Source organism: Halovenus aranensis, from assembly GCF_900100385.1.
Taxonomy (GTDB): Archaea; Halobacteriota; Halobacteria; order Halobacteriales; family Haloarculaceae; genus Halovenus; species Halovenus aranensis.
This window is the reverse complement of record NZ_FNFC01000004.1, coordinates 188,135-206,426: the sequence shown is the minus strand read 5'-3', so window position 1 is coordinate 206,426 and position 18,292 is coordinate 188,135. Positions and strand designations below refer to the sequence as shown.

21 protein-coding genes and 2 pseudogenes are annotated in these 18,292 nt (G+C 61.3%); 20 read left to right on the top strand and 3 right to left on the bottom strand.

What is annotated here, in order from left to right:
• From BLR34_RS05835 to secY, 16 genes and pseudogenes are all read left to right on the top strand, one after another.
• Nucleotides 1-288, top strand: a complete 288-nt coding sequence (locus tag BLR34_RS05835; protein WP_092700511.1) for a ribonuclease P protein component 1 — start codon at nt 1-3, stop codon at nt 286-288.
• Nucleotides 279-617 (top strand): annotated as a pseudogene (locus BLR34_RS05830) (30S ribosomal protein S17); the annotation flags it as partial. The gene BLR34_RS05835 and the pseudogene BLR34_RS05830, both read left to right, overlap by 10 nt.
• Nucleotides 618-631: 14 nt before the next feature.
• The gene (locus BLR34_RS05825) at nt 632-1,030 is read left to right on the top strand and encodes a 50S ribosomal protein L14 (protein ID WP_092700505.1); all 399 of its coding nucleotides are present in this window, start codon (nt 632-634) and stop codon (nt 1,028-1,030) included.
• On the top strand, nt 1,027-1,383 hold the full coding sequence (gene rplX, locus BLR34_RS05820) for a 50S ribosomal protein L24 (RefSeq protein ID WP_092700502.1): 357 nt from the start codon (nt 1,027-1,029) through the stop codon (nt 1,381-1,383). Before BLR34_RS05825 ends, rplX begins: the two co-directional genes overlap by 4 nt.
• Complete coding sequence (locus BLR34_RS05815; protein ID WP_092700499.1) at nt 1,380-2,099, top strand: 30S ribosomal protein S4e; 720 nt, start codon at nt 1,380-1,382, stop codon at nt 2,097-2,099. The genes rplX and BLR34_RS05815 overlap by 4 nt, the downstream gene beginning before the upstream one ends.
• On the top strand, nt 2,096-2,614 hold the full coding sequence (locus BLR34_RS05810) for a 50S ribosomal protein L5 (RefSeq protein WP_092700496.1): 519 nt from the start codon (nt 2,096-2,098) through the stop codon (nt 2,612-2,614). Before BLR34_RS05815 ends, BLR34_RS05810 begins: the two co-directional genes overlap by 4 nt.
• Nucleotides 2,611-2,793, top strand: coding sequence for a 30S ribosomal protein S14 (locus BLR34_RS05805; RefSeq protein ID WP_092700493.1), 183 nt, complete (start codon nt 2,611-2,613; stop codon nt 2,791-2,793). Before BLR34_RS05810 ends, BLR34_RS05805 begins: the two co-directional genes overlap by 4 nt.
• Nucleotides 2,790-3,182: a 30S ribosomal protein S8 gene (locus BLR34_RS05800; protein WP_092700490.1), complete on the top strand. Its 393-nt coding sequence runs from the start codon at nt 2,790-2,792 to the stop codon at nt 3,180-3,182. Before BLR34_RS05805 ends, BLR34_RS05800 begins: the two co-directional genes overlap by 4 nt.
• Before the next feature lie 2 nt (nt 3,183-3,184).
• Nucleotides 3,185-3,721, top strand: coding sequence for a 50S ribosomal protein L6 (locus BLR34_RS05795; protein WP_092700487.1), 537 nt, complete (start codon nt 3,185-3,187; stop codon nt 3,719-3,721).
• Nucleotides 3,721-4,713: a 50S ribosomal protein L32e gene (locus tag BLR34_RS05790; RefSeq protein ID WP_092700484.1), complete on the top strand. Its 993-nt coding sequence runs from the start codon at nt 3,721-3,723 to the stop codon at nt 4,711-4,713. Before BLR34_RS05795 ends, BLR34_RS05790 begins: the two co-directional genes overlap by 1 nt.
• Entirely contained in the window at nt 4,710-5,159 is a 450-nt protein-coding gene (locus tag BLR34_RS05785) for a 50S ribosomal protein L19e (RefSeq protein WP_092700480.1), read from the top strand. The genes BLR34_RS05790 and BLR34_RS05785 overlap by 4 nt, the downstream gene beginning before the upstream one ends.
• Nucleotides 5,159-5,719, top strand: coding sequence for a 50S ribosomal protein L18 (locus tag BLR34_RS05780; RefSeq protein WP_092700477.1), 561 nt, complete (start codon nt 5,159-5,161; stop codon nt 5,717-5,719). Before BLR34_RS05785 ends, BLR34_RS05780 begins: the two co-directional genes overlap by 1 nt.
• Complete coding sequence (locus tag BLR34_RS05775; RefSeq protein WP_092700473.1) at nt 5,716-6,354, top strand: 30S ribosomal protein S5; 639 nt, start codon at nt 5,716-5,718, stop codon at nt 6,352-6,354. Before BLR34_RS05780 ends, BLR34_RS05775 begins: the two co-directional genes overlap by 4 nt.
• The gene (gene rpmD / locus BLR34_RS05770) at nt 6,351-6,815 is read left to right on the top strand and encodes a 50S ribosomal protein L30 (protein WP_092700470.1); all 465 of its coding nucleotides are present in this window, start codon (nt 6,351-6,353) and stop codon (nt 6,813-6,815) included. The genes BLR34_RS05775 and rpmD overlap by 4 nt, the downstream gene beginning before the upstream one ends.
• Nucleotides 6,815-7,285, top strand: coding sequence for an uL15m family ribosomal protein (locus BLR34_RS05765; RefSeq protein ID WP_092700467.1), 471 nt, complete (start codon nt 6,815-6,817; stop codon nt 7,283-7,285). The genes rpmD and BLR34_RS05765 overlap by 1 nt, the downstream gene beginning before the upstream one ends.
• 1 nt (nt 7,286) lies before the next feature.
• Complete coding sequence (secY, locus tag BLR34_RS05760) at nt 7,287-8,774, top strand: preprotein translocase subunit SecY (RefSeq protein ID WP_092700464.1); 1,488 nt, start codon at nt 7,287-7,289, stop codon at nt 8,772-8,774.
• Nucleotides 8,775-8,859: 85 nt separating this feature from the next.
• On the opposite strand, the gene BLR34_RS05755 is transcribed toward secY, so the two are convergent.
• Nucleotides 8,860-9,480 carry a DUF8130 domain-containing protein gene (locus BLR34_RS05755; protein ID WP_092700461.1) on the bottom strand — a complete coding sequence of 207 codons (621 nt, stop codon included), beginning with the start codon at nt 9,478-9,480 and terminating at the stop codon, nt 8,860-8,862.
• Between the two features lie 218 nt (nt 9,481-9,698).
• Here BLR34_RS05755 and BLR34_RS05750 point away from each other — a divergent pair, with 218 nt between their 5' ends.
• Entirely contained in the window at nt 9,699-10,157 is a 459-nt protein-coding gene (locus BLR34_RS05750) for a TRAM domain-containing protein (protein WP_092700458.1), read from the top strand.
• A gap of 145 nt (nt 10,158-10,302) precedes the next feature.
• Nucleotides 10,303-12,474 (top strand): PAS domain-containing sensor histidine kinase, encoded by a 2,172-nt coding sequence (locus BLR34_RS05745; RefSeq protein ID WP_092700455.1) that lies wholly within the window; start codon nt 10,303-10,305, stop codon nt 12,472-12,474.
• 7 nt (nt 12,475-12,481) lie between these two features.
• On the opposite strand, the pseudogene tatC reads toward BLR34_RS05745, so the two are convergent.
• Nucleotides 12,482-13,417: pseudogene (gene tatC / locus BLR34_RS05740) on the bottom strand (twin-arginine translocase subunit TatC); the annotation flags it as partial.
• A gap of 121 nt (nt 13,418-13,538) precedes the next feature.
• Here tatC and BLR34_RS05735 point away from each other — a divergent pair.
• Entirely contained in the window at nt 13,539-15,773 is a 2,235-nt protein-coding gene (locus BLR34_RS05735; protein WP_092700449.1) for a twin-arginine translocase subunit TatC, read from the top strand.
• Nucleotides 15,774-15,934: 161 nt separating this feature from the next.
• The gene (locus BLR34_RS05730) at nt 15,935-17,794 is read left to right on the top strand and encodes a hybrid sensor histidine kinase/response regulator (protein ID WP_143414128.1); all 1,860 of its coding nucleotides are present in this window, start codon (nt 15,935-15,937) and stop codon (nt 17,792-17,794) included.
• Here BLR34_RS05730 and BLR34_RS05725 read toward each other — a convergent pair whose 3' ends face one another.
• Nucleotides 17,795-18,250 (bottom strand): MGMT family protein, encoded by a 456-nt coding sequence (locus BLR34_RS05725; protein WP_092700442.1) that lies wholly within the window; start codon nt 18,248-18,250, stop codon nt 17,795-17,797.
• Nucleotides 18,251-18,292 lie beyond the last annotated feature (42 nt).

Sequence of the window (18,292 nt, the reverse complement as noted above, 5' to 3'; positions counted from 1 at the left end):
ATGGCACTGACACCCGAGACGCTCACGCGTCACGAACTCGTTGGACTCGACGTGCGAGTCGTCGCTGCGTCGAACCCGGAGGTCATCGACCTCGACGGTCGAGTTGTCTCCGAGACGACGCGAACACTCGGCATCGAGCACGACGGACGGGTGTCACACGTGCCGAAGGACTGCGCCACCTTCGAATGGACGCTTCCCTCCGGGGAAGTCGTCGAGACGGCGGGCGAGACACTCATCGCCCGCCCAGCCAGGCGCACCGAACAGAAGGGTGATTCGAAATGGGAATAGGATTAGACGTAGAGACACCACCAGAACCCGATAATCCAGACGACTACGACTACGAGACCTGTCCGTTCTACGGTGAGTTGCCGGTTCGTGGACAGATTCTTGAAGGCGAAGTCGTCTCGACAGAGATGGACCGAACGGTCGTCGTCGAGCGAGAGTACGACGTCAACGTGCCGAAATACGACCGAAAGATGAAACGACGTTCCCGCATCCCGGCACACACGCCGGAGGTGCTGGAGCCGCTGTCGGACGGCGACAGCGTCAAAATCGCGGAGACGCGCCCGCTCTCGAAGACGAAATCACACGTCGTCGTCGAAGTGACCGAGAGCGCAGGAGGTGACCACTGATGGAAGCAATGAAAGCTGACGTGACCCAGGGCCTCAAGAAGGGCTCGCTCATCACGTGTGCCGACAACACCGGCGCTCGTGAGCTGAAGGTCATCAGTGTTCACAACTACACTGGGACGCTCAACCGCCAGCCGAAGGCGGGTCTGGGCGACAAAGTGACGGTGTCGGTCACCAAGGGGACGCCAGAGATGCGTCGCCAGGTGCTCGAAGCCGTCGTCGTCCGACAGCGCAAGCCGATTCGTCGGCCCGACGGCACGCGGATGTCCTTCGAGGACAACGCCGCCGTCATCGTCGACGACAACGAAGACCCCCGAGGAACCGAAATCAAGGGACCGATTGCGCGCGAAGTCGCGGAGCGCTTCGGTGCAATCGCCTCAACAGCTACGATGATAGTATGACGCGTCAACCACACAAACAGCGAAAACGAGAGCGAGACGCGCCCCTGCACGAGCGACACGAGCAGGTGAAAGCGACGCTGTCGAGTGACCTCCGCGAGGAGTTCGGACAGCGCTCTGTCCGTGTCAACGCAGGCGACACCGCGGAAGTGATGCGCGGTGACTTCGCCGGCGAAGAGGGTGAAGTCGTCACCGTCGACCTTCGCGAGGCGGTCGTCCACATCGAGGACGTGACTGTCGAAACCGTCGACGGCGAGGAAACGCCCAAACCACTCGACGCGAGCAACCTGCGCGTGACGAGCCTCGATCGCTCTGACTCGCGGCGCATCGAGCGACTGGAGGAGGATAACGAATGACGAACCACCAGAAACGGCTGTCAGTTCCCAAGAGCTGGCCAGTCGAACGGAAAGAGGAGATGTTCACGGTCAAGGCGGGCGCAGGCCCACACGGAGAGTCGGGGGTTCCGCTCCTGATTCTCCTGCGGGACGTGCTCGGCTACGTCGACAGCCGGAAAGAGGCCCGCTACGCACTGAACCAGGACAGCATCCACATCAACGGGAAAGCCGTCAGCGACGAGGAACGGCCCGTCGGGATGTTCGACATCATCGCCTTCACCGAACGCGAGGAGTACTACCGCGTTTTCCCCGACGAGGGCGGCCGGCTGACGCTAACGCCAATCGACGGCGATGCCGCAGGGAGCAAACTGGGCAAAATCGACGGCAAGCAGCACGTCTCCGGCGGCAACGTACAGCTGACACTCCACGACGGGCAGACGCTGCTCGTCGAGGAGGACAGCGACTACGATGTCGGCGACTCGCTGGTCGTCGACAACGAGGACGGCGATGTCGTCGCCCACTTCGAGTACGAAGAGGGCGCGCTGGCAACTGCCGTCGCCGGCAAACACGCTGGTCAGATTGGCACCATCGAAGAGATTCAGGTGACGAAAAGCAGCGCGCCGAACGATGTCGTGCTTTCGACGTACGACGGCGACGACAGCTTCGAAACCGTCGAGGAGTACATCGTCACCATCGACGAGAACTTCGTCGACACCGACGAGGAGGGAGATGAATGAGTTCGACTGAGTTCCACGAGATGCGCGAGCCACGCATCGAGAAGGTCGTCGTCCACATGGGCGTCGGGCAGGGTGGCCGCGAACTCGCCGAAGCCGAAGAGATTCTCGAAGAGCTGACCGAGCAAGCGTCCGTTCGGACAACGGCAAAGAAGACAGAGCCGGAGTTCGGCATCCGTGAGGGCGACCCAATCGGAGCGAAGGTTACGCTGCGTGAGGACGACGCCCGCGAGTTCCTCGAGACGGCACTGCCGCTGGTCGAGCTCTCCGAGACGCAGTTCGATGAGACCGGCAACTTCAGTTTCGGTATCGAGGACCACACCGACTTCCCGAGCCAAGAGTACGACCCGACAGTCGGCATCTACGGGCTCGACGTGACGGTGAATCTGGTCCGGCCGGGCTACCGTGTCGCCAAACGGGACAAGGCCTCGCGGCCCATTCCGTCGGCGCACCGACTGAACACAGACGACGCAGTTGGCTTTATCCAGTCCACGTTCGACGTGGAGGTGACAGCATGAGCGAAAGCGAACCAGACGAGCCCACGACCGGCGAGCAAGCCGCAAAGCGGACGGACCAGCTCCGGGAGTGCCAGCGCTGTGGCCGCAAACAGGGTCTGGTCAGCAAATACGAGATTTACCTCTGCCGGCAATGCTTCCGCGAGGTGTCCCGAAGCATGGGATTCAAGAAATACTCATGACAGGAAACGACCCACTCGCCGACGCGCTCTCGTCTATCGACAACGCCGAGGGCGTTGGGCATCTGAAGCAGGTGGTACAGCCCGCCTCAAACGAGATTGGTAGCGTACTCGAGGTCTTCTACGACCGCGGGTACATCGACGGTTTCCAGCACGTCGACGACGGCAAAGCTGGACAGTTCGAGGTCGAACTCAAAGGAGCCATCAACGAGTGTGGCCCCGTCAAACCCCGATACTCCGTGGGTGCCGACGAGTACGAGAAATGGGAGAAGCGATTCCTCCCGGCCCGTGACTACGGGACACTCATCGTCACCACTTCCCAAGGCGTTATGAGCCACTACGAGGCACGCGACGCGGGGATTGGCGGCCAGGTCATCGCATACGTCTACTAACAATGCCAGAAGTACGACTCGAAATACCGGCGGAGGTGAGCGCGGAGATGGACCATCTCGAGCTCACCGTCGAAGGACCGAACGGCAGCGTTACACGCCGACTGTGGTATCCCGACGTCTCGGTGTCGGTCGACGGCGACGAGGTCGTCATCGAGAGTGAGGCCGAGGACGCCAAGACGATGTCGACGCTCGGGACGTTCGAGAGTCACGTCGAGAACATGTTCTACGGCGTCACCGAGGGCTGGGAGTACGAGATGGAAGTCTTCTACTCTCACTTCCCAATGCAGGTGGACGTCGAGAACGGCGACGTGGTCATCGAGAACTTCCTCGGTGAGCGTGCCCCGCGACGGGCCCCGATTCACGGGAACACCGACGTCGAGGTCGACGGCGAAGAAATCACGCTGAGCGGCCCCGACATCGAAGCGGTCGGCCAGACAGCTGCCGACATCGAACAGCTTACGCGCGTGACCGACAAGGACGTTCGCGTCTTCCAAGACGGCGTCTACATCACCGCGAAACCGAACCGAGGTGACGCATAATGAGCGAAGAACAGGAGGATGTCGAAGAGGAAGCGGGCGAGAAAGTACAAGAGTTGACCGACCTGGGCGGCGTCGGCGAGGAGAAAGCCGAGGCACTCAGTGAGGCCGGCTTCGAGACGGTCGAACACGTCAGCGCTGCGAGTCAGGACCAGCTGCAGGACATCGACGATATCAGCACTGCGCTGGCAGCCCGCATCAAGGCCGAGACCGACGAGGTCGAGGTCAGCGACGACGTCGAAGCCGAGATTGGCGAGGACGACGCTGACGAGGCGACCGACGACACAGACGCAGACGACGAAGACGACGAAGACGAAATCGAAGAGCTGACCGACATCAGCGGCGTCGGCGACTCCAAGGCCGAGGCACTGCGCGAGGCCGGCTACGACACCGTCGCGAAAGTCAAAGGCGCAAGCCAGGACGAACTGGCAGACGTCGACGGCATCGGGATGGCACTCGCCGCCCGTGTTAAGGCCGATATCGGTGACCTCGAAGTCAGCGAAGACGTCGAGGCCGAAATCGAGGCCGACGAGCCAGCCGAAGACGATGCAGTCGAGACCGAACTGCAACCACGTGGTCTCGTCGACAAGACGCCAGAGCTCGACGAGGAGACCGAACGGCTTCTCAACGAGCGCGACCGCGGCAGCAAGCCGCAGTTCAACCGACAGGACTACCACAAGAAAAAGCGCGTCCCCACCTCGTGGCGACGCCCGCGTGGCAAGCTCTCGAAACAGCGCAAAGGCGTCAAAGGAAAAGGCGACACCGTCGAAGCAGGCTACCGCCAGCCCGAAGCGGTCCGTGGCCTGCACCCCTCCGGATTCGAGGAGGTCCGCGTGCACAACACGGACGACCTCGACGGCGTCGACCCCGACACGCAGGCAGTCCGCATCGCCTCGAAAGTCGGCGGTCGCAAGCGCGAACAGATTGAAACGCTCGCCGAGGAGCGAGAGATTCGCGTCCTGAATCCAACGTACGAGGAGGTTGAGATAGAATGACAGACCTCTCAGCACAGAAACGACTCGCATCGGACGTGCTCGATGTCGGGAAGAACAAGCTCTGGTTCGACCCCGACCGACAGGGTGATATCGCTGAGGCGATTACCCGCGAAGACATCCGTGAGCTGATCGACGAGGGAGTTATCAGAGCAGACCCCCCAGAGGGGAACTCCCGCGGCCGAGCACGCGAACGACAGGAAAAGCGCGCCTACGGCCACCAGAAAGGGCCTGGCTCCCGGAAGGGCAAGGCCGGTGGCCGACAGGACGAGACAGACGAATGGCAATCGAGCATTCGCGCACTCCGCAGTCACCTGCGTGAACTGCGCGATGACGGCGACCTCGACCGCTCGCAGTACCGAGACCTCTACGACAAGGCCGGTGGCGGCGAGTTCGACTCCGTCGCAGACCTAGAACGATACATCGACGAAACTTACGGTGATGCATAATGGCAACAGGACCACGATACACGGTGCCGATGCGGCGTCGCCGCGAGGCCCGAACGGATTACCATCAGCGGTTGCGCCTGCTGAAATCAGGCAAACCTCGTCTCGTTGCTCGGAAGAGCAACAGCCACGTCAGGGCGCAGCTGGTCGTGACCGGCCCTCACGGCGACGAGACGGTCGCAAGCGCACACTCACAGGACCTCGAGGAGTACGGCTGGGAAGCGCCGACCGGCAACATGCCGGCGGCGTACCTGACCGGACTGCTTGCGGGACTGCGTGCCAAGGAGGCCGGTCTCGACGAGGCCGTTCTCGACATTGGGCTGAACTCCCCGACGCCGGGAAGCAAGGTATTCGCAGTACAGGAAGGCGCAATCGACGCCGGACTCGACATTCCCCACAACGACGACGTGCTGGCCGAGTGGCCGCGCACGCGCGGCGAACATATCGCCGAGTACGCCGACCAGCAGGACGGCCTCTACAGCGGGGAGTTCGACGCAACAGACCTGCCAGCGCATTTCGACGAGATGCGCGAGACACTGCTGGAAGGAGAGGTTGAACTATGAGTGCCGAAGACGGATGGGAACCACAGACGCGACTCGGGCGAAAAGTCGCCGACGGCGAAATCGACTCGATGGAGGACGCCCTGAACTCGGGGCTCCCGCTCAAAGAACCCGAAATTGCGGACCAGCTCGTTCCGGACCTCGAAGACGAGGTTCTGGACATCAACATGGTCCAGCGGATGACCGACTCGGGGCGACGCGTGAAGTTTCGCTGTGTCGTCGTTGTCGGCAACCGCAACGGCCTCATCGGCTACGCCGAAGGTCGTGACGACCAGGTCGGCGGCGCGATTCAGAAGGCCATCGACATCGGCAAGCTGAACCTGGTGAAGGTTCCGCTTGGCAGTGGCTCCTGGGAGGACCGCCCCGGCGGAACGAACTCCCTGGTTCGCAACACCGAGGGCAAAGCCGGCAGCGTGACCGTCGAACTGCGTCCGGCACCTCGCGGTCTGGGGCTCGCGGCAGCCGAGACACCCCGGAAGGTGCTCGAACTCGCGGGCGTCCAGGACGCCTGGACGCGCAGCGACGGGAACACCCGGACGACGGTCAACTTCGCGAAGGCGACGTTCAACGCTCTAGAGAAGACCGCACAGACACGCGTTCCCGAGCACGCAATGGAACAGCAGGAGGTGGTTGAATGAAAGCAATCGTTCAGCTTCGCGGTGAGGTCAACATCGACGGCGACATCGTCGACACGCTCGAGATGCTCAACATCGGCCGCGTCAACCACGCAACGTTCGTCCCCGAGGAGCCGACCTACGAAGGGATGATAACGAAAGTCAACGACTACGTGGCCCACGGCGAACCAAGCCAAGAGACGGTTGCGCTCCTGATTCGCCAGCGCGGCGAACCCGCGTCGGGCGACGGTGATATCGACGACGAGTGGGTCGGCGAAAACACCGACTACGACTCCGTCGACGACCTCGCGAGCGCACTGCTCGAGGAGGAGACGACCCTGCAGGACGCAGGACTGTCGCCGACGCTCCGGCTTCACCCGCCACGTGGCGGCCACGACGGCATCAAACAGCCCGTTTCGACGGGCGGACAGATTGGTGTTCACGACACCGACGACCTCGATTCGCTACTGGAGGCGATGCGATAATGTCTAACAAGAAGAAACGACAGCGCGGCTCTCGCACACACGGCGGCGGTTCCCACAAGAACCGCCGTGGTGCCGGCCACCGTGGCGGTCGCGGTGACGCCGGGCGCGACAAACACGAGATGCACAACCACCCGCCTCTCGGCAAATCCGGATTTTCCCGGCCCGAGAAGGTCAAAGAGGAAGTCCTCACAGTCGACGTGCGAGAACTCGACGAGGACGTCCACCTCTATGCTGCCGAGGGTGTGGCAGAGGAAGCCAACGACCGGTACGTCATCGACGCGCGCGATGTCGTTGACGGCGGCCACGATGCCGACGTCGTCAAGGTGCTCGGTGGCGGCCAGGTCCGAAACAGCCTGGAAGTGACCGCAGACGCCTTCTCCGACGGGGCCGAATCGAAAATCAAGTCGGCAGACGGTTTCGTAAAGCTCTCGGAGCGGGCGGCCGAAGAAGACGACGAGACAGAGAATTAGTATGAGCTGGAAGGACACCGCCGAACCCGTACTCACCCGCATGCCCTCGGTCAGACGGCCGGACGGGCACGTCCCGTTTAAGCGCAAGCTTGGCTGGACAGCGGGGATACTGGTACTGTACTTCTTCCTGACCAACGTCATGCTGTTTGGCGTGGCACAGGGGGAAGGAACTGACATCTTCGGCCAGTTCCGGTCGATTCTCGCAGGGTCGTCGGGCTCGATTCTACAGGTTGGAATTGGCCCGATTGTCACTGCGAGCATCGTGCTCCAGTTGCTCGGTGGTGCCGACCTGCTCGGACTCGACACGCAGAACAACCCCCGAGACCAGGTGCTCTACCAGGGTCTCCAGAAGTTCTTGGTGCTCGTGATGATTGTCCTGACGGGCATGCCAATGGTGTTCACCGGCGGCTTCCTCCCTGTCGATTCGGGGCTCGCGAGCAGTCTCGGACTCTCTGACGCCGGATTGCAGTGGATTATCTTCCTGCAGGTGTTCATCGGCGGTGTCCTCATCCTCTATATGGACGAGGTCGTCAGCAAGTGGGGCATTGGGAGCGGTGTCGGGCTGTTCATTATCGCCGGCGTCAGCCAGCGACTGATTGGTGGCCTGATTGAGTTCCCGTTCATTACACCCGCTAACGTCGAATCGTACGGTATAATCCCAACGTGGTTCCGCCTGGCCCTGGGCCAGCAGAGCCTCTCAGGCGGGCTCCTCACGACACAGGGAATCCGTGACCTCGTTTTCGGACAGGGACAGCTACTCGCTATCTTCACGACGGTCGCCATCTTCGTTATCGTCGTCTACGCCGAGAGCGTCCGCGTTGAGATACCGCTCTCGAACGCACGTGTCAAAGGTGCACGCGGCCGGTTCCCGGTGAAGCTCATCTACGCGAGCGTCCTGCCGATGATTCTCGTCCGAGCGCTTCAGATGAACCTCCAGTTCCTGGGCCGTATCGTCCACTCACAGTGGGCGGGCATGCCCGCCTGGCTCGGTGACTACAGCAGCGAAGGCAACCCAATCAGTGGGTTCTTCTACTACGTGGCACCGGTTCAGAACCCTGACGACTGGATGTGGTTCGCCGGCGGCGGCCGCGGTCAGGAAGCCATCGATATCATGGTCCGCGTCGGGGTCGACCTGACCGTGATGATTGTTGGCGGTGCTATCTTCGCCATCTTCTGGGTGAAGACGACCGACATGGGGCCGGAGGCGACGGCAAAACAGATTCACAACTCCGGGATGCAGATTCCCGGCTTCCGACAGAACGTCAAGAGTATCGAGCGCGTGCTCGGCCAGTACATCCCGCAGGTGACCGTCATCGGCGGTGCACTGGTCGGCGTGCTGGCGGTGGCGGCGAACATGCTCGGTACCATTGGTGGCGTCTCGGGGACAGGACTGCTGCTGACTGTCTCTATCACCTACAAGCTCTACGAGCAGATGGCCGAAGAGCAGTTGATGGAAATGCACCCGATGATGCGCCAGATGTTCGGCTAAGGTCTGCCGCTCACCTCTTTTTGTTCTCGCGCGGTCACGGTCCGACAGCGCTGATATAGTTACTAACCAGTTACCAGCGCCGTAGCTACCGCTGGCTGACAGGCTCAGCGAGTTCGATACTGAATCCCCAGGATAGGTCAACGTCTTTCATCCAGTCGTCGTTCTCGTCGGACAGGGCCGGCGTCGATTCGAACCGATACCGCTCGGCCGGAAAACAGCCGGCGTGGGTCGGGTCGTCGACGAGAATGTATTCGTCTGTTACCGTCTCAGACGGTGCGAGGTCGTGAGTTGGGAGTCCTTCGCCCGTGTAGGAGACAGACTCCTGGCTTGGCTCCGGGTCGACATAACAGGACGGCTCGTACTCTCGGGGTGGGTGGTCGGCGGCATCGAGCGAGTACAACAAGACTCCTTCGTTGCTGGCACTTTTTCCCTTGTAGAACGGTGTCTGCACCTCCCAGACGGAGCCGCCCGTGTTCGTCGTCGAGATCTCGAGGAACGCCGTCGTCTCGGAGGTAACCGCAACGTCTGGGACTGTCACGTCGAACTCGACAGGGCCGTTGCCCGACGGCTGGTCGACGGCCGTGACCGAGACGTGGCGCTCGAAGGTCCGTGCTGTCTCGGTCGGTGTTGGCTCACTCTCGGTCGCACAGCCAGCAATCCCCAGATACACCAGCGGCGCACACCGAAGCAGCTTCCGGCGCTTCATGCGGGGGCCGTCACAGCCAGTCTTCAAATAACTGCCCAAGATTCAAAATACAATTTGTGTCTCAGCATGTTCTGTGTGTAGTCGACCGCCGTCGGAGCCCCCTCGTTCAGATTTCATGTTACCAGTTGATATGTCGTAGTCTGTCATGACTTCTCGGAGCGAGAGCGTGCGTTCGCCGTTGCGTAAGCGTTTAATCCAACCCCGGAGTATTGAGGGTAATGTCCGATTGCCCACTCGCCGACGATTGTCCCAGTTACAGTGAGCGAATCGAGGGGATGGGATGTCAACACTACGGTGACCGTGGTGGGGCGGAGTGGTGTAACCACTACAACCAGCCGATCTCGGACCTCAAATCTCAGCCGGTCAAGCCCGGCGAGGAGGTCGTTGTTACCGTCGAGGATATCCACGAGAGCGGGGCTGGCGTCGGTCGAACCGAAGACGGTTTTATAATCATGGTCGACGGCCTCCTCCCGCCTGCACGCGCTCAGGTCAAGGTGACGAAAGTGCGGTCAAATCACGCCCGCGCAACTGAAGTCGAACGCCTCCCGATGGACGAAGATGCAGAGGAAGTCGACGAGGACGACGAACAAGAGGCAGAAGACGAGAGCGACCACGAAGAAGAAGACGAGGAAGACGACCCGAGGCTGGGCAGTCGGGACAACTTCTGGGGCGGATAATCCGGCGTGGGCAGCCACGAAGACACCGTATCTGCCCTTTACTGCTTGGTCTGGTCCATACTGGCCTGTCACCGAAAGTTCGTTCTGTCGAGAAGGGCTCGCCAGTACCACAATTATTATTCAGTAGAGTAACGATGAATATACCATGCGAGAGCCGCTGGTCGTGGCATACGTGGGTGACGAACAACACGGGCTCGACATTGTCTCGGGCCTCGACCAGCGGCTTGAGCGGCCCGCCAGAGTGGTGACGACACAACTTGACCGTCTCCGGTCGGTGCTGACAGACGACCGCATCGACTGCGTGCTGTGTGGGCCAGCACTGTCCGACGGTGACCTCCAGCAAGCGGTGTTCGACACCGTCGACGCGCGCGCCGTCCCAATCTTCGAGCTTACGGGCGAGGTGGCAGCAGTCCCGGAGCGAGTCGAGATACACCATCTGGACCCGTCGGCCCCGCCACAGGTCAACGCCCAGACGCTCCTCAGCGAAGTCCTCGACTCCACGGAGGAGCAGAGGCTGGCGCGGGGACCGTACCACTATCTCGCAGTCGATACCGAGGACGACATCATCGACTGGGACCCCGACCTCGCCTCCTGGACGGGCTGGGCTCCCAGGGAGGCACTCGGAACGTCGCTGTGGGAGGTGTTTCCAGAGTGGACAGACAGCGACCTGGCGGCGGCGTGTCAGGAACTGCGTGAGTCTGGTGGTGAAACGGACGTGCGTGTCTTTCATGACGAGACGCGCAAGTGGCTCCACGCACAGGTCGTCAGCCACGGGAGAGGCGGACTCGAGGTGTATCTGCTCGACGTGACCGAGTTTCAAAACGCCGGGGGGAAAATCGAGGGGACAGGTGCGCGCTTCGAGGAGACGCTCGACCGCATCACCGACGCGTTTTTTGCACTCGATACGAAAGAGCGATTCGTCTTCCTCAACAGCCAGGCCGAGTTCTTGCTCGATGTCGATGCCAAAGACGTGACCGGCGTTCGGTTCTGGGACGCGTTCCCGGCGGCGGTGAGCACCGAGTTCTACCAGGAGTTCAACCGGGCAATCGAGACACAGGAGCCGACTAGTTTCGAGGAATTTTACAGGCCGCTCGGGCGGTGGTTCGAGGTCAACGCGTACCCATCGAACGACGGGCTGTCGGTGTTCCTGCGCGACATCACCGAACAGGTCACGCTTCAGGAGAATCTGGAACAGCTACACGACGTTACCCGAGACCTCGTCGTCGCCGAATCCGACCGCGAGATTGCCGAATGCGCGGTCGCGGCGACCGAAGAGATACTCGATTTCCCGATGGTGGCCGTCTGGCGCTACGAGAATTCGACGGATACGCTCGACCCGCTGGCGTGGTCAGACGAGATAGACGAACGCGTCGGCAGGATGGACTCGCTCGGACGCGATAGTGAATTCATCTGGGAGGTCTACGAGACTGGCGAGAGCCGCAACATGGGATTCATTCCGGCTACGACAGCCACGTCCCACCACCCGGGAAAAGTTTCGTCAGAGCTTCTGGTTCGTGCCGGAGAGTACGGTGTCCTGGGAGCGTATTCGGACGAACGCGATGCCTTTGAGCAGACGGATATTCGGCTGTTCAAAATCCTCGCCAGCACGGTCGAGTCTGCACTCAGACGGGCAGAGCGGGAGCGACAGCTGGCACGGCAAAACGAGCGACTCAACGACTTCGCGAGTATCGTCTCACACGACCTCCGGAACCCTATCAACGTCGCGTCCTCTCATCTCGAACTCGCACGGCTGTCCGAAGAGCCCGGAGAGAACCTCGACAAGATAGAGCAGTCGCTGTTCCGGATGGAGTCGCTCATCGAAGACATCCTCGCCCGGGCACGGGGAGACGAGGAGATGGAGAAAGAACAGCTCTCGCTGGGAAAGGCCGCACAGCAGGCCTGGGAGAGCGTCGACACCGAGACCGCGACGCTCAAACTCGACGGCGACGCTCACTTCACCGCCGACCCCGACAGGATACAACAACTCTTCGAGAACCTCTTTCGAAACGCCGTCGAACACGCGGGACCAGAGGCAGACAGCACACAGGGTACCGACGGGGTGACAATTCGCGTCGGCACGACCGAGGACGGCTTCTATGTGGCCGACGACGGCCCCGGCATCCCCGAAGACCAGCGGGATGAAATCTTCGAACAGGGCGTGACACACGCCACGGAGGGGACTGGCTACGGGCTGGCTATCGTGGCCGATATCGCCGACGGCCACGGCTGGGAAGTCGGCGTAACCGACAGCGCGGAGGGAGGTGCACGGTTCGAAATTGACAACGTGTACTCACTGCGAGACCCCCAGGAAGTCTGAGTTACCGCCCGGTCCATCGCAACAACAGCAACGTGAGTTCGTACAGTGCCACCATCGTGATACCGACGATGAAGGGTGCCATTCCGGTCGGGTCGGGGCTGAAGATGAACGCGAAGCCAGCGAAGCCGAGCCAGAAGTAGTACCGCTTCTGTTCGAGCCAGCGGCGTGTCGTGACGCCCATCATGATAGCCAGCATGATGAACAGCGGAATCTGGAAGATAGCTGCGAACATCCCCATCATCAGGAGAATGAGGTCGAACGTTTCGGTGAGGCCGAAGGCAATCTGGGCCACGTCCTCGGAGTAATACAGGAAGTACGTAAAAATAACCGGCAACACGAGGAAATACGAGAACGAGAGTCCGACAAAGGCCAGTAGCAGGCTCGTCGGCACCGCCGCCAGGTAGTACCGCCGTTCGTGAGGATACAGTCCCGGGCGCATGAACAGATACGTCTGGTAGACGAACACGGGTAAGGCGACGACGAACCCGACCAGCGAGGCAACTTTGATACGTGAAAAGAGGAGTCCGAGCGGGTGATAGACACGCGGGCAGGCACTCGTGCTGCTTGCACCGGCCTCGCACGCCTCGGGACTCCCCGGCAGATAGGAGTACCAGAGCCAGTTGATGAGGTCAGGCGCGACCGGGAAGACGAGCAGACTCACGCCGCCCATGACGACGATAACGGCGGCGAGGCGCTTTATCATCTCTTCGAGATGTTCCGTAAGCGGCATCTCTTGGTCGTCTGGTGCGCCCTCGAATGTGCCGTCCGCACTCTCCTCGACCGGTTCAGCGGCCTGTGGTTCCCCTGACGGCGTTGCCTTGGCCCCGCCCGACCACTCCTGGTCGATGTTGTACTGCGTCGTGGGCCCGTCCGTGCCGTTGTTCAGTGCTGTGTCGTCGGCGTCGCTGCTCGGTGCGGGCTCGTCCGTCTCCTCGTCACCGTCAGCCATCGATACGGGAATACTCCGTCGGCTCTTGTAAGCCTTCTCTCTCGGCCGAAGGGGTGCTGCCCTCCGGTTTCGGTATGAATAGATTGATAACCGACAACGAGTTAGACCGGAATAGATGTCTGGAGCGCTCCCGGAAGACGCGACTCGGTCGCTGGCGAACGGCCGGGCAGCCGTCGGTTCGATGCTTTCGACGGCACAGACTCATCTGAAGAAGGTGTTTCTGGTCTTCGTGACGTTCATGATGGTAACCATCTGGGCGCTCCGCGCGTTCGTCTGGGACCAGCTCAAGGCGGACCTCGTCTACGACCGAATGGATGCCGGCACCGAAGAGGCCACCGAGATTATCGTGACGACGCCGTTCGACGTCATTCTCCTCCAGGTCAAAATCGGCGTTATCCTCGGTGCGCTGTTCTCGCTGCCGGTGCTCATCTACTACAGCCGGGACGCGCTCCGTGCCCGAGGGTACTGGCCGTCGTCGGAGGTTCCACGGTGGAAAATCTGGTCGTTCGTGGTTATCATCTTCCTGCTGATTTTCGCAGGCGTCAGCTACGCGTACTTCCTGTTTTTCCCGATTATGTTCGATTTCCTCGCCGCTAACGCCGTCCAGGCCGGGTTCAAGCCGACCTGGTCTATCGTGATGTGGACGGAGTTTATTTTCTTCCTGGCACTCTCGTTCGGGCTGGCCGCACAGCTTCCCCTATTTATGAGCGCAACGGCACGGTCTGGCATCGTCCCGTACGAGACCTACCGAGAGAAGTGGCGGTACGCGGTCGTCGGTATCTTCGTCTTCGGAGCCATGTTCTCTCCGCCGGACCCCTTCACGCAGGTCATGTGGGGTGTGCCTCTCGTCTTGTTGTATTTCATCAGCCTCGGCTTCGCCAAGCTCGCGGTACTCTCGAAACGCGCCGGTGAACAGGTCTCGACGGTTGACGTGGCCAAATCGCGCTGGAACGTCCTCGCAGGCGTCGCCTTCCTGACGGTCGGCGGCGTCTATGCCTATCTGCTCGAGGGTGGCATCGCCGCGACGAACGACCTGCTGGATTCGGCCGGGTCACAGTATCGCGTCCTGATTACACCCGAAGAGTTGAGCGTGTTCGGCTTCGAGCCGACGGTCGTTGCTGTCGGCGTCGGTCTGCTGGCCGCGCTCCCAATCGCCGGCGTGACGCTGTTCTATTTCCGAATTAAGGCACTCGAGCGGAGTGTCGCGGCGAGCCAGCGCCAGGACGGACAAAGAGCGCCCGCGGACGCCGAGGGCGCTGAGGCAGGCGAGCCCGCCGAGATGGACCTCGGCGCGATGCAGACTCCGGCAATCAAGGCCGCAAACGTCGAGGCGTTCGTCGAAATGGACGGCGAGCGGGCTATCGCCTTCGCCGAGGAGGCAGTCGAGAACGACAACCCCGAGAAGGCACAGGCGATTCTCGACAGGCTCGACGAGGCAGCGGAGTACAAACAGGAACAGGAAGACGAGGAAAGCGAAGAAGCCGAGGCCGAGGAAGAAGACGAGAACCTCGTTACCTCGACGGCGGCAGGGATGCTCGACCCGTTCACCGAAGACGAGACGACCGAAGACGACATCGGCGGCTACTACTACGACATCCGGTTCATCCTCGAATCGCTGACCTCGCGGGCAATCTGGGTCGTCGCCACGTTCATGGTCGTCATGGCCGGCTCGTTCATGTGGCTGTATCTCGGCGGTATCGACGAGGTGCGCCAGATATTCTTCCAGAACATGCCCGAGGCAATCGCCGAAGAGCCCGAAATCGTCGTCCTCCATCCCGTCGAGGCCCTCATTTTCATGCTCAAGTTCTCGACACTGCTTGGCGCGGTGGCGACAGTGCCAATCGTGCTCTATTTCGCCTGGCCCGCTATCCAGGAACGTGGCATCTCCAGCGGCGACCAGAACGTCATCCTCTACTGGGGCGCGACGCTGTTCGTGACGCTGGTCGGTGGGACGGCGCTTGGGTTCCTCTATATCGCGCCGACGATACTCTCTTTGCTCGCCAAGGATGTCGTCGCCAACTCCATGATCGTAGCCTACCGCATCAGCAGCTTCGGCTGGCTGGTCATCTACCTGACTGTCGGTATCGGTGCGCTCACGATGATTCCTGTCACGATGGTGTTGTTCACCCACGGCAACATCGTCTCGTACGGCCGGATGCGCGAGAGTTGGCGTGGAGTCGTGTTGGCCTTCTTTGCAGCGGCCGGGTTCTTGTCGCCAAACGGCGTTTGGACGATGTTTATCGTCGCTATCCCGGCAGCAATCGCCTTCGGCATCGGGTTGGCTCTCTCTTGGACCTACACTCGCGTCGGGAGCCACGTCCCACGTCGCCGTGGGGAAGCTGCCGACTAACGGTCACGGTGCGGTAACATTCGACACGACACCGGAAGCGAGACTGGTCCGACACGACAACACGGATTCGCTTGGAAGGCCGATTCACGGCACCTGTTGGCAAATATGGAGACGGAGTAACGAGGAAATCTTTTTTCAAGGGTTGCTTCGAAGGGGCGAACGTGAACCAGCGCATCCGGGTCCTGGTTGTCGACGACAGCGAGTTTTTCGGGACACTCGTGTCCGGAGAGCTCGAGCGACTGTACGACATGGAGGTTGTCCAGGCCACCGGCAGCGAAGAGGCGCTCGAACGCCTCGACGACGGCTTCGAGTGTATCGTCAGCGATTACGACATGCCGGGTACCGATGGCATCGAGCTGTTCGAGATGGTTCGAGACCGCGGGTTCGAAATGCCGTTTTTCCTGCTCACGGCCGCCGGGAGTGAGGAAGTCGCGAGCAGAGCGATTACCGCTGGCATCGACGATTACTTTCCGAAGACAAGCGGCGACGACCAGTTCGATATCTTGGGTAACCGCATCAAAAATATCGTCACGAAGCGACGCACCGCAGCGAGCCTCGAACGCCAGCGACTCCTTCACGAACAGCTCTGGAACGTCACTCAAGAGTTGCTCACCGCCGGTAGCCACGAGCAGATGTGCGGGCAGGTCTGCCAGCGGCTGGTCGAAATCGACCGGTTCGCGTTCACGTGGGTCCAAACCCCTGACGAGACGACACTCGGGTCGGCAGGAGTCGAGTCGGTCGACCTCGGTTCTATCAAAGACAGGCTCGCAGACGAGAACGCTGACGGGGCAGCCTGGCTCACTAGCACCCAGCTCTCGCTCGCAGATGGCACAGAGCGAACCGTCGTAACGGTACCACTGGAGCATCGGGGAGAGCGCCACGGCTCGCTCGTCGTAGGAAGCGAACCCGGCGTCGATTTCCGGGAATCGGACCGACAGTCGCTCTCTCATCTGGGGACCACCATCGGGCATGCGCTCGCGGCGACCGAGATGCGCAGAGAGGTCGAACTCTTCCAGACCGCGGTCGAGCAGGCCGAAACCGCAATCGCAATCACGGACACGTCGGGCTGTATTACGTATGCGAACTCCGCATTTTACGAGATAACGGGATACGAACCCGACAGCCTTCGTCAGAGCTCTGTCGACCGCCTCGCTTCGGAGTCGTTCGATGCCGGGGATTACGAGCGCCTCTGGGACCGGGTCACAGATGGCGAGACTGTCAGGCGGGAAGTCGTCCAGCGACGCCGCGACGGCGGCCAGTTCGTCGCCGACCTCTCTGTCGCGCCAGTCGCTGTCGAGGGTGAACTGCAGCGGTTTATCATCGTCGAGTCGGACATCACCGAACTGAAAGCCCGGGAGCAGCGTCTCGAAGTGATGAACCGTGTCATTCGACACAACCTCCGCAACGACCTGAACGTCGTCACGGGAAATATATCGCTGTTGCTCTCGGAACTCGAATCCGAGGAAGGGATAGCCCACGCCGAACGGGCACAGGCCAAAATCGAAGACCTGCTCGACCTCAGCGAGAAGGCACGCCTCGCAAACCGCATCGTCGAGACGACAAACGACGACGAGAAACACACCGAAGCCTCGCTGTCGGCAGTCGTCGATGCGGTGGTAACAGACCTCGACGACCAGTACCCCGACGCGACGCTTCAGGCCACTGTCGAGGAATCCACTCCGGTGCCCGAGGGCCCCCTCGAAATCTGCCTGCGCGAGCTGGTGACTAACGCTATCGTCCACGACGAGGACAGTCCCGAGGTAACCGTAAGCGCCCGCGCGTCCGCGACACACGAGGGAATGGTCGAGGTCGATATCGCCGACAACGGGCCAGGTATTCCGAAAGTCGAGCGACAGACGCTCGAACGCGGCCACGAGACCGACCTGGAACACAGCAGCTCACTCGGCCTCTGGCTCGTCCACTGGGTCGTCACCTTCCTCGGTGGAGAGCTCCGGATTGTCGACGCTGCCGAGGACGGTAGCACGGTCCGTATTCTCGTCCCGACAGGCGCCGACGACTGATTACAACCCTTCGAGCGTTCGTAGCCGACCTTCGACCGCTGCCGGCATGCCGTTCGGTCCATCTCTGACGCGGTGTGTCGGCACGAAAATGGGTGCTGGATTCGCCGCTAACGCCTCTCGTATCTTGCCTCCGTCGTCGTCTGGTTCGACGCCAGCTGCCATGTGTCCGACCTGCTCGACGGTCGCGTCCTCGCCGTAGGGTATCTGTCGGACCGCCGACAGCACCTCACGCTGGTCGGTCGGCATCGTCATGGCAACCTCGACATCGGCAAAATCGTCGCGCTCGCCCTGGAGGTATGCCTCGATACGGTCGAGCAGGTCGTGTTCATCGCTGGCATCCGCTGTGGGTGTCTGTGGGAACTCGACAGATAACACACGCCCCTGTGCGATGCCGACCTGCACGTGTCGTTCCAGATACGCTGACTGTACCGCGTAGATGCCGGCCGTCTCGTCCATAGTCTCTCTGGACTCTCGACAGACTTGAAGATACCTCCCCGC

Coding starts and splice junctions, on each gene's coding strand:
- BLR34_RS05835 (WP_092700511.1), top strand. CDS start 1: ATGGCACTGACACCCGAGACGCTCACGCGTCACGAACTCGTTGGACTC.
- BLR34_RS05825 (WP_092700505.1), top strand. CDS start 632: ATGGAAGCAATGAAAGCTGACGTGACCCAGGGCCTCAAGAAGGGCTCG.
- rplX (WP_092700502.1), top strand. CDS start 1,027: ATGACGCGTCAACCACACAAACAGCGAAAACGAGAGCGAGACGCGCCC.
- BLR34_RS05815 (WP_092700499.1), top strand. CDS start 1,380: ATGACGAACCACCAGAAACGGCTGTCAGTTCCCAAGAGCTGGCCAGTC.
- BLR34_RS05810 (WP_092700496.1), top strand. CDS start 2,096: ATGAGTTCGACTGAGTTCCACGAGATGCGCGAGCCACGCATCGAGAAG.
- BLR34_RS05805 (WP_092700493.1), top strand. CDS start 2,611: ATGAGCGAAAGCGAACCAGACGAGCCCACGACCGGCGAGCAAGCCGCA.
- BLR34_RS05800 (WP_092700490.1), top strand. CDS start 2,790: ATGACAGGAAACGACCCACTCGCCGACGCGCTCTCGTCTATCGACAAC.
- BLR34_RS05795 (WP_092700487.1), top strand. CDS start 3,185: ATGCCAGAAGTACGACTCGAAATACCGGCGGAGGTGAGCGCGGAGATG.
- BLR34_RS05790 (WP_092700484.1), top strand. CDS start 3,721: ATGAGCGAAGAACAGGAGGATGTCGAAGAGGAAGCGGGCGAGAAAGTA.
- BLR34_RS05785 (WP_092700480.1), top strand. CDS start 4,710: ATGACAGACCTCTCAGCACAGAAACGACTCGCATCGGACGTGCTCGAT.
- BLR34_RS05780 (WP_092700477.1), top strand. CDS start 5,159: ATGGCAACAGGACCACGATACACGGTGCCGATGCGGCGTCGCCGCGAG.
- BLR34_RS05775 (WP_092700473.1), top strand. CDS start 5,716: ATGAGTGCCGAAGACGGATGGGAACCACAGACGCGACTCGGGCGAAAA.
- rpmD (WP_092700470.1), top strand. CDS start 6,351: ATGAAAGCAATCGTTCAGCTTCGCGGTGAGGTCAACATCGACGGCGAC.
- BLR34_RS05765 (WP_092700467.1), top strand. CDS start 6,815: ATGTCTAACAAGAAGAAACGACAGCGCGGCTCTCGCACACACGGCGGC.
- secY (WP_092700464.1), top strand. CDS start 7,287: ATGAGCTGGAAGGACACCGCCGAACCCGTACTCACCCGCATGCCCTCG.
- BLR34_RS05755 (WP_092700461.1), bottom strand. CDS start 9,480: ATGAAGCGCCGGAAGCTGCTTCGGTGTGCGCCGCTGGTGTATCTGGGG.
- BLR34_RS05750 (WP_092700458.1), top strand. CDS start 9,699: ATGTCCGATTGCCCACTCGCCGACGATTGTCCCAGTTACAGTGAGCGA.
- BLR34_RS05745 (WP_092700455.1), top strand. CDS start 10,303: ATGCGAGAGCCGCTGGTCGTGGCATACGTGGGTGACGAACAACACGGG.
- BLR34_RS05735 (WP_092700449.1), top strand. CDS start 13,539: ATGTCTGGAGCGCTCCCGGAAGACGCGACTCGGTCGCTGGCGAACGGC.
- BLR34_RS05725 (WP_092700442.1), bottom strand. CDS start 18,250: ATGGACGAGACGGCCGGCATCTACGCGGTACAGTCAGCGTATCTGGAA.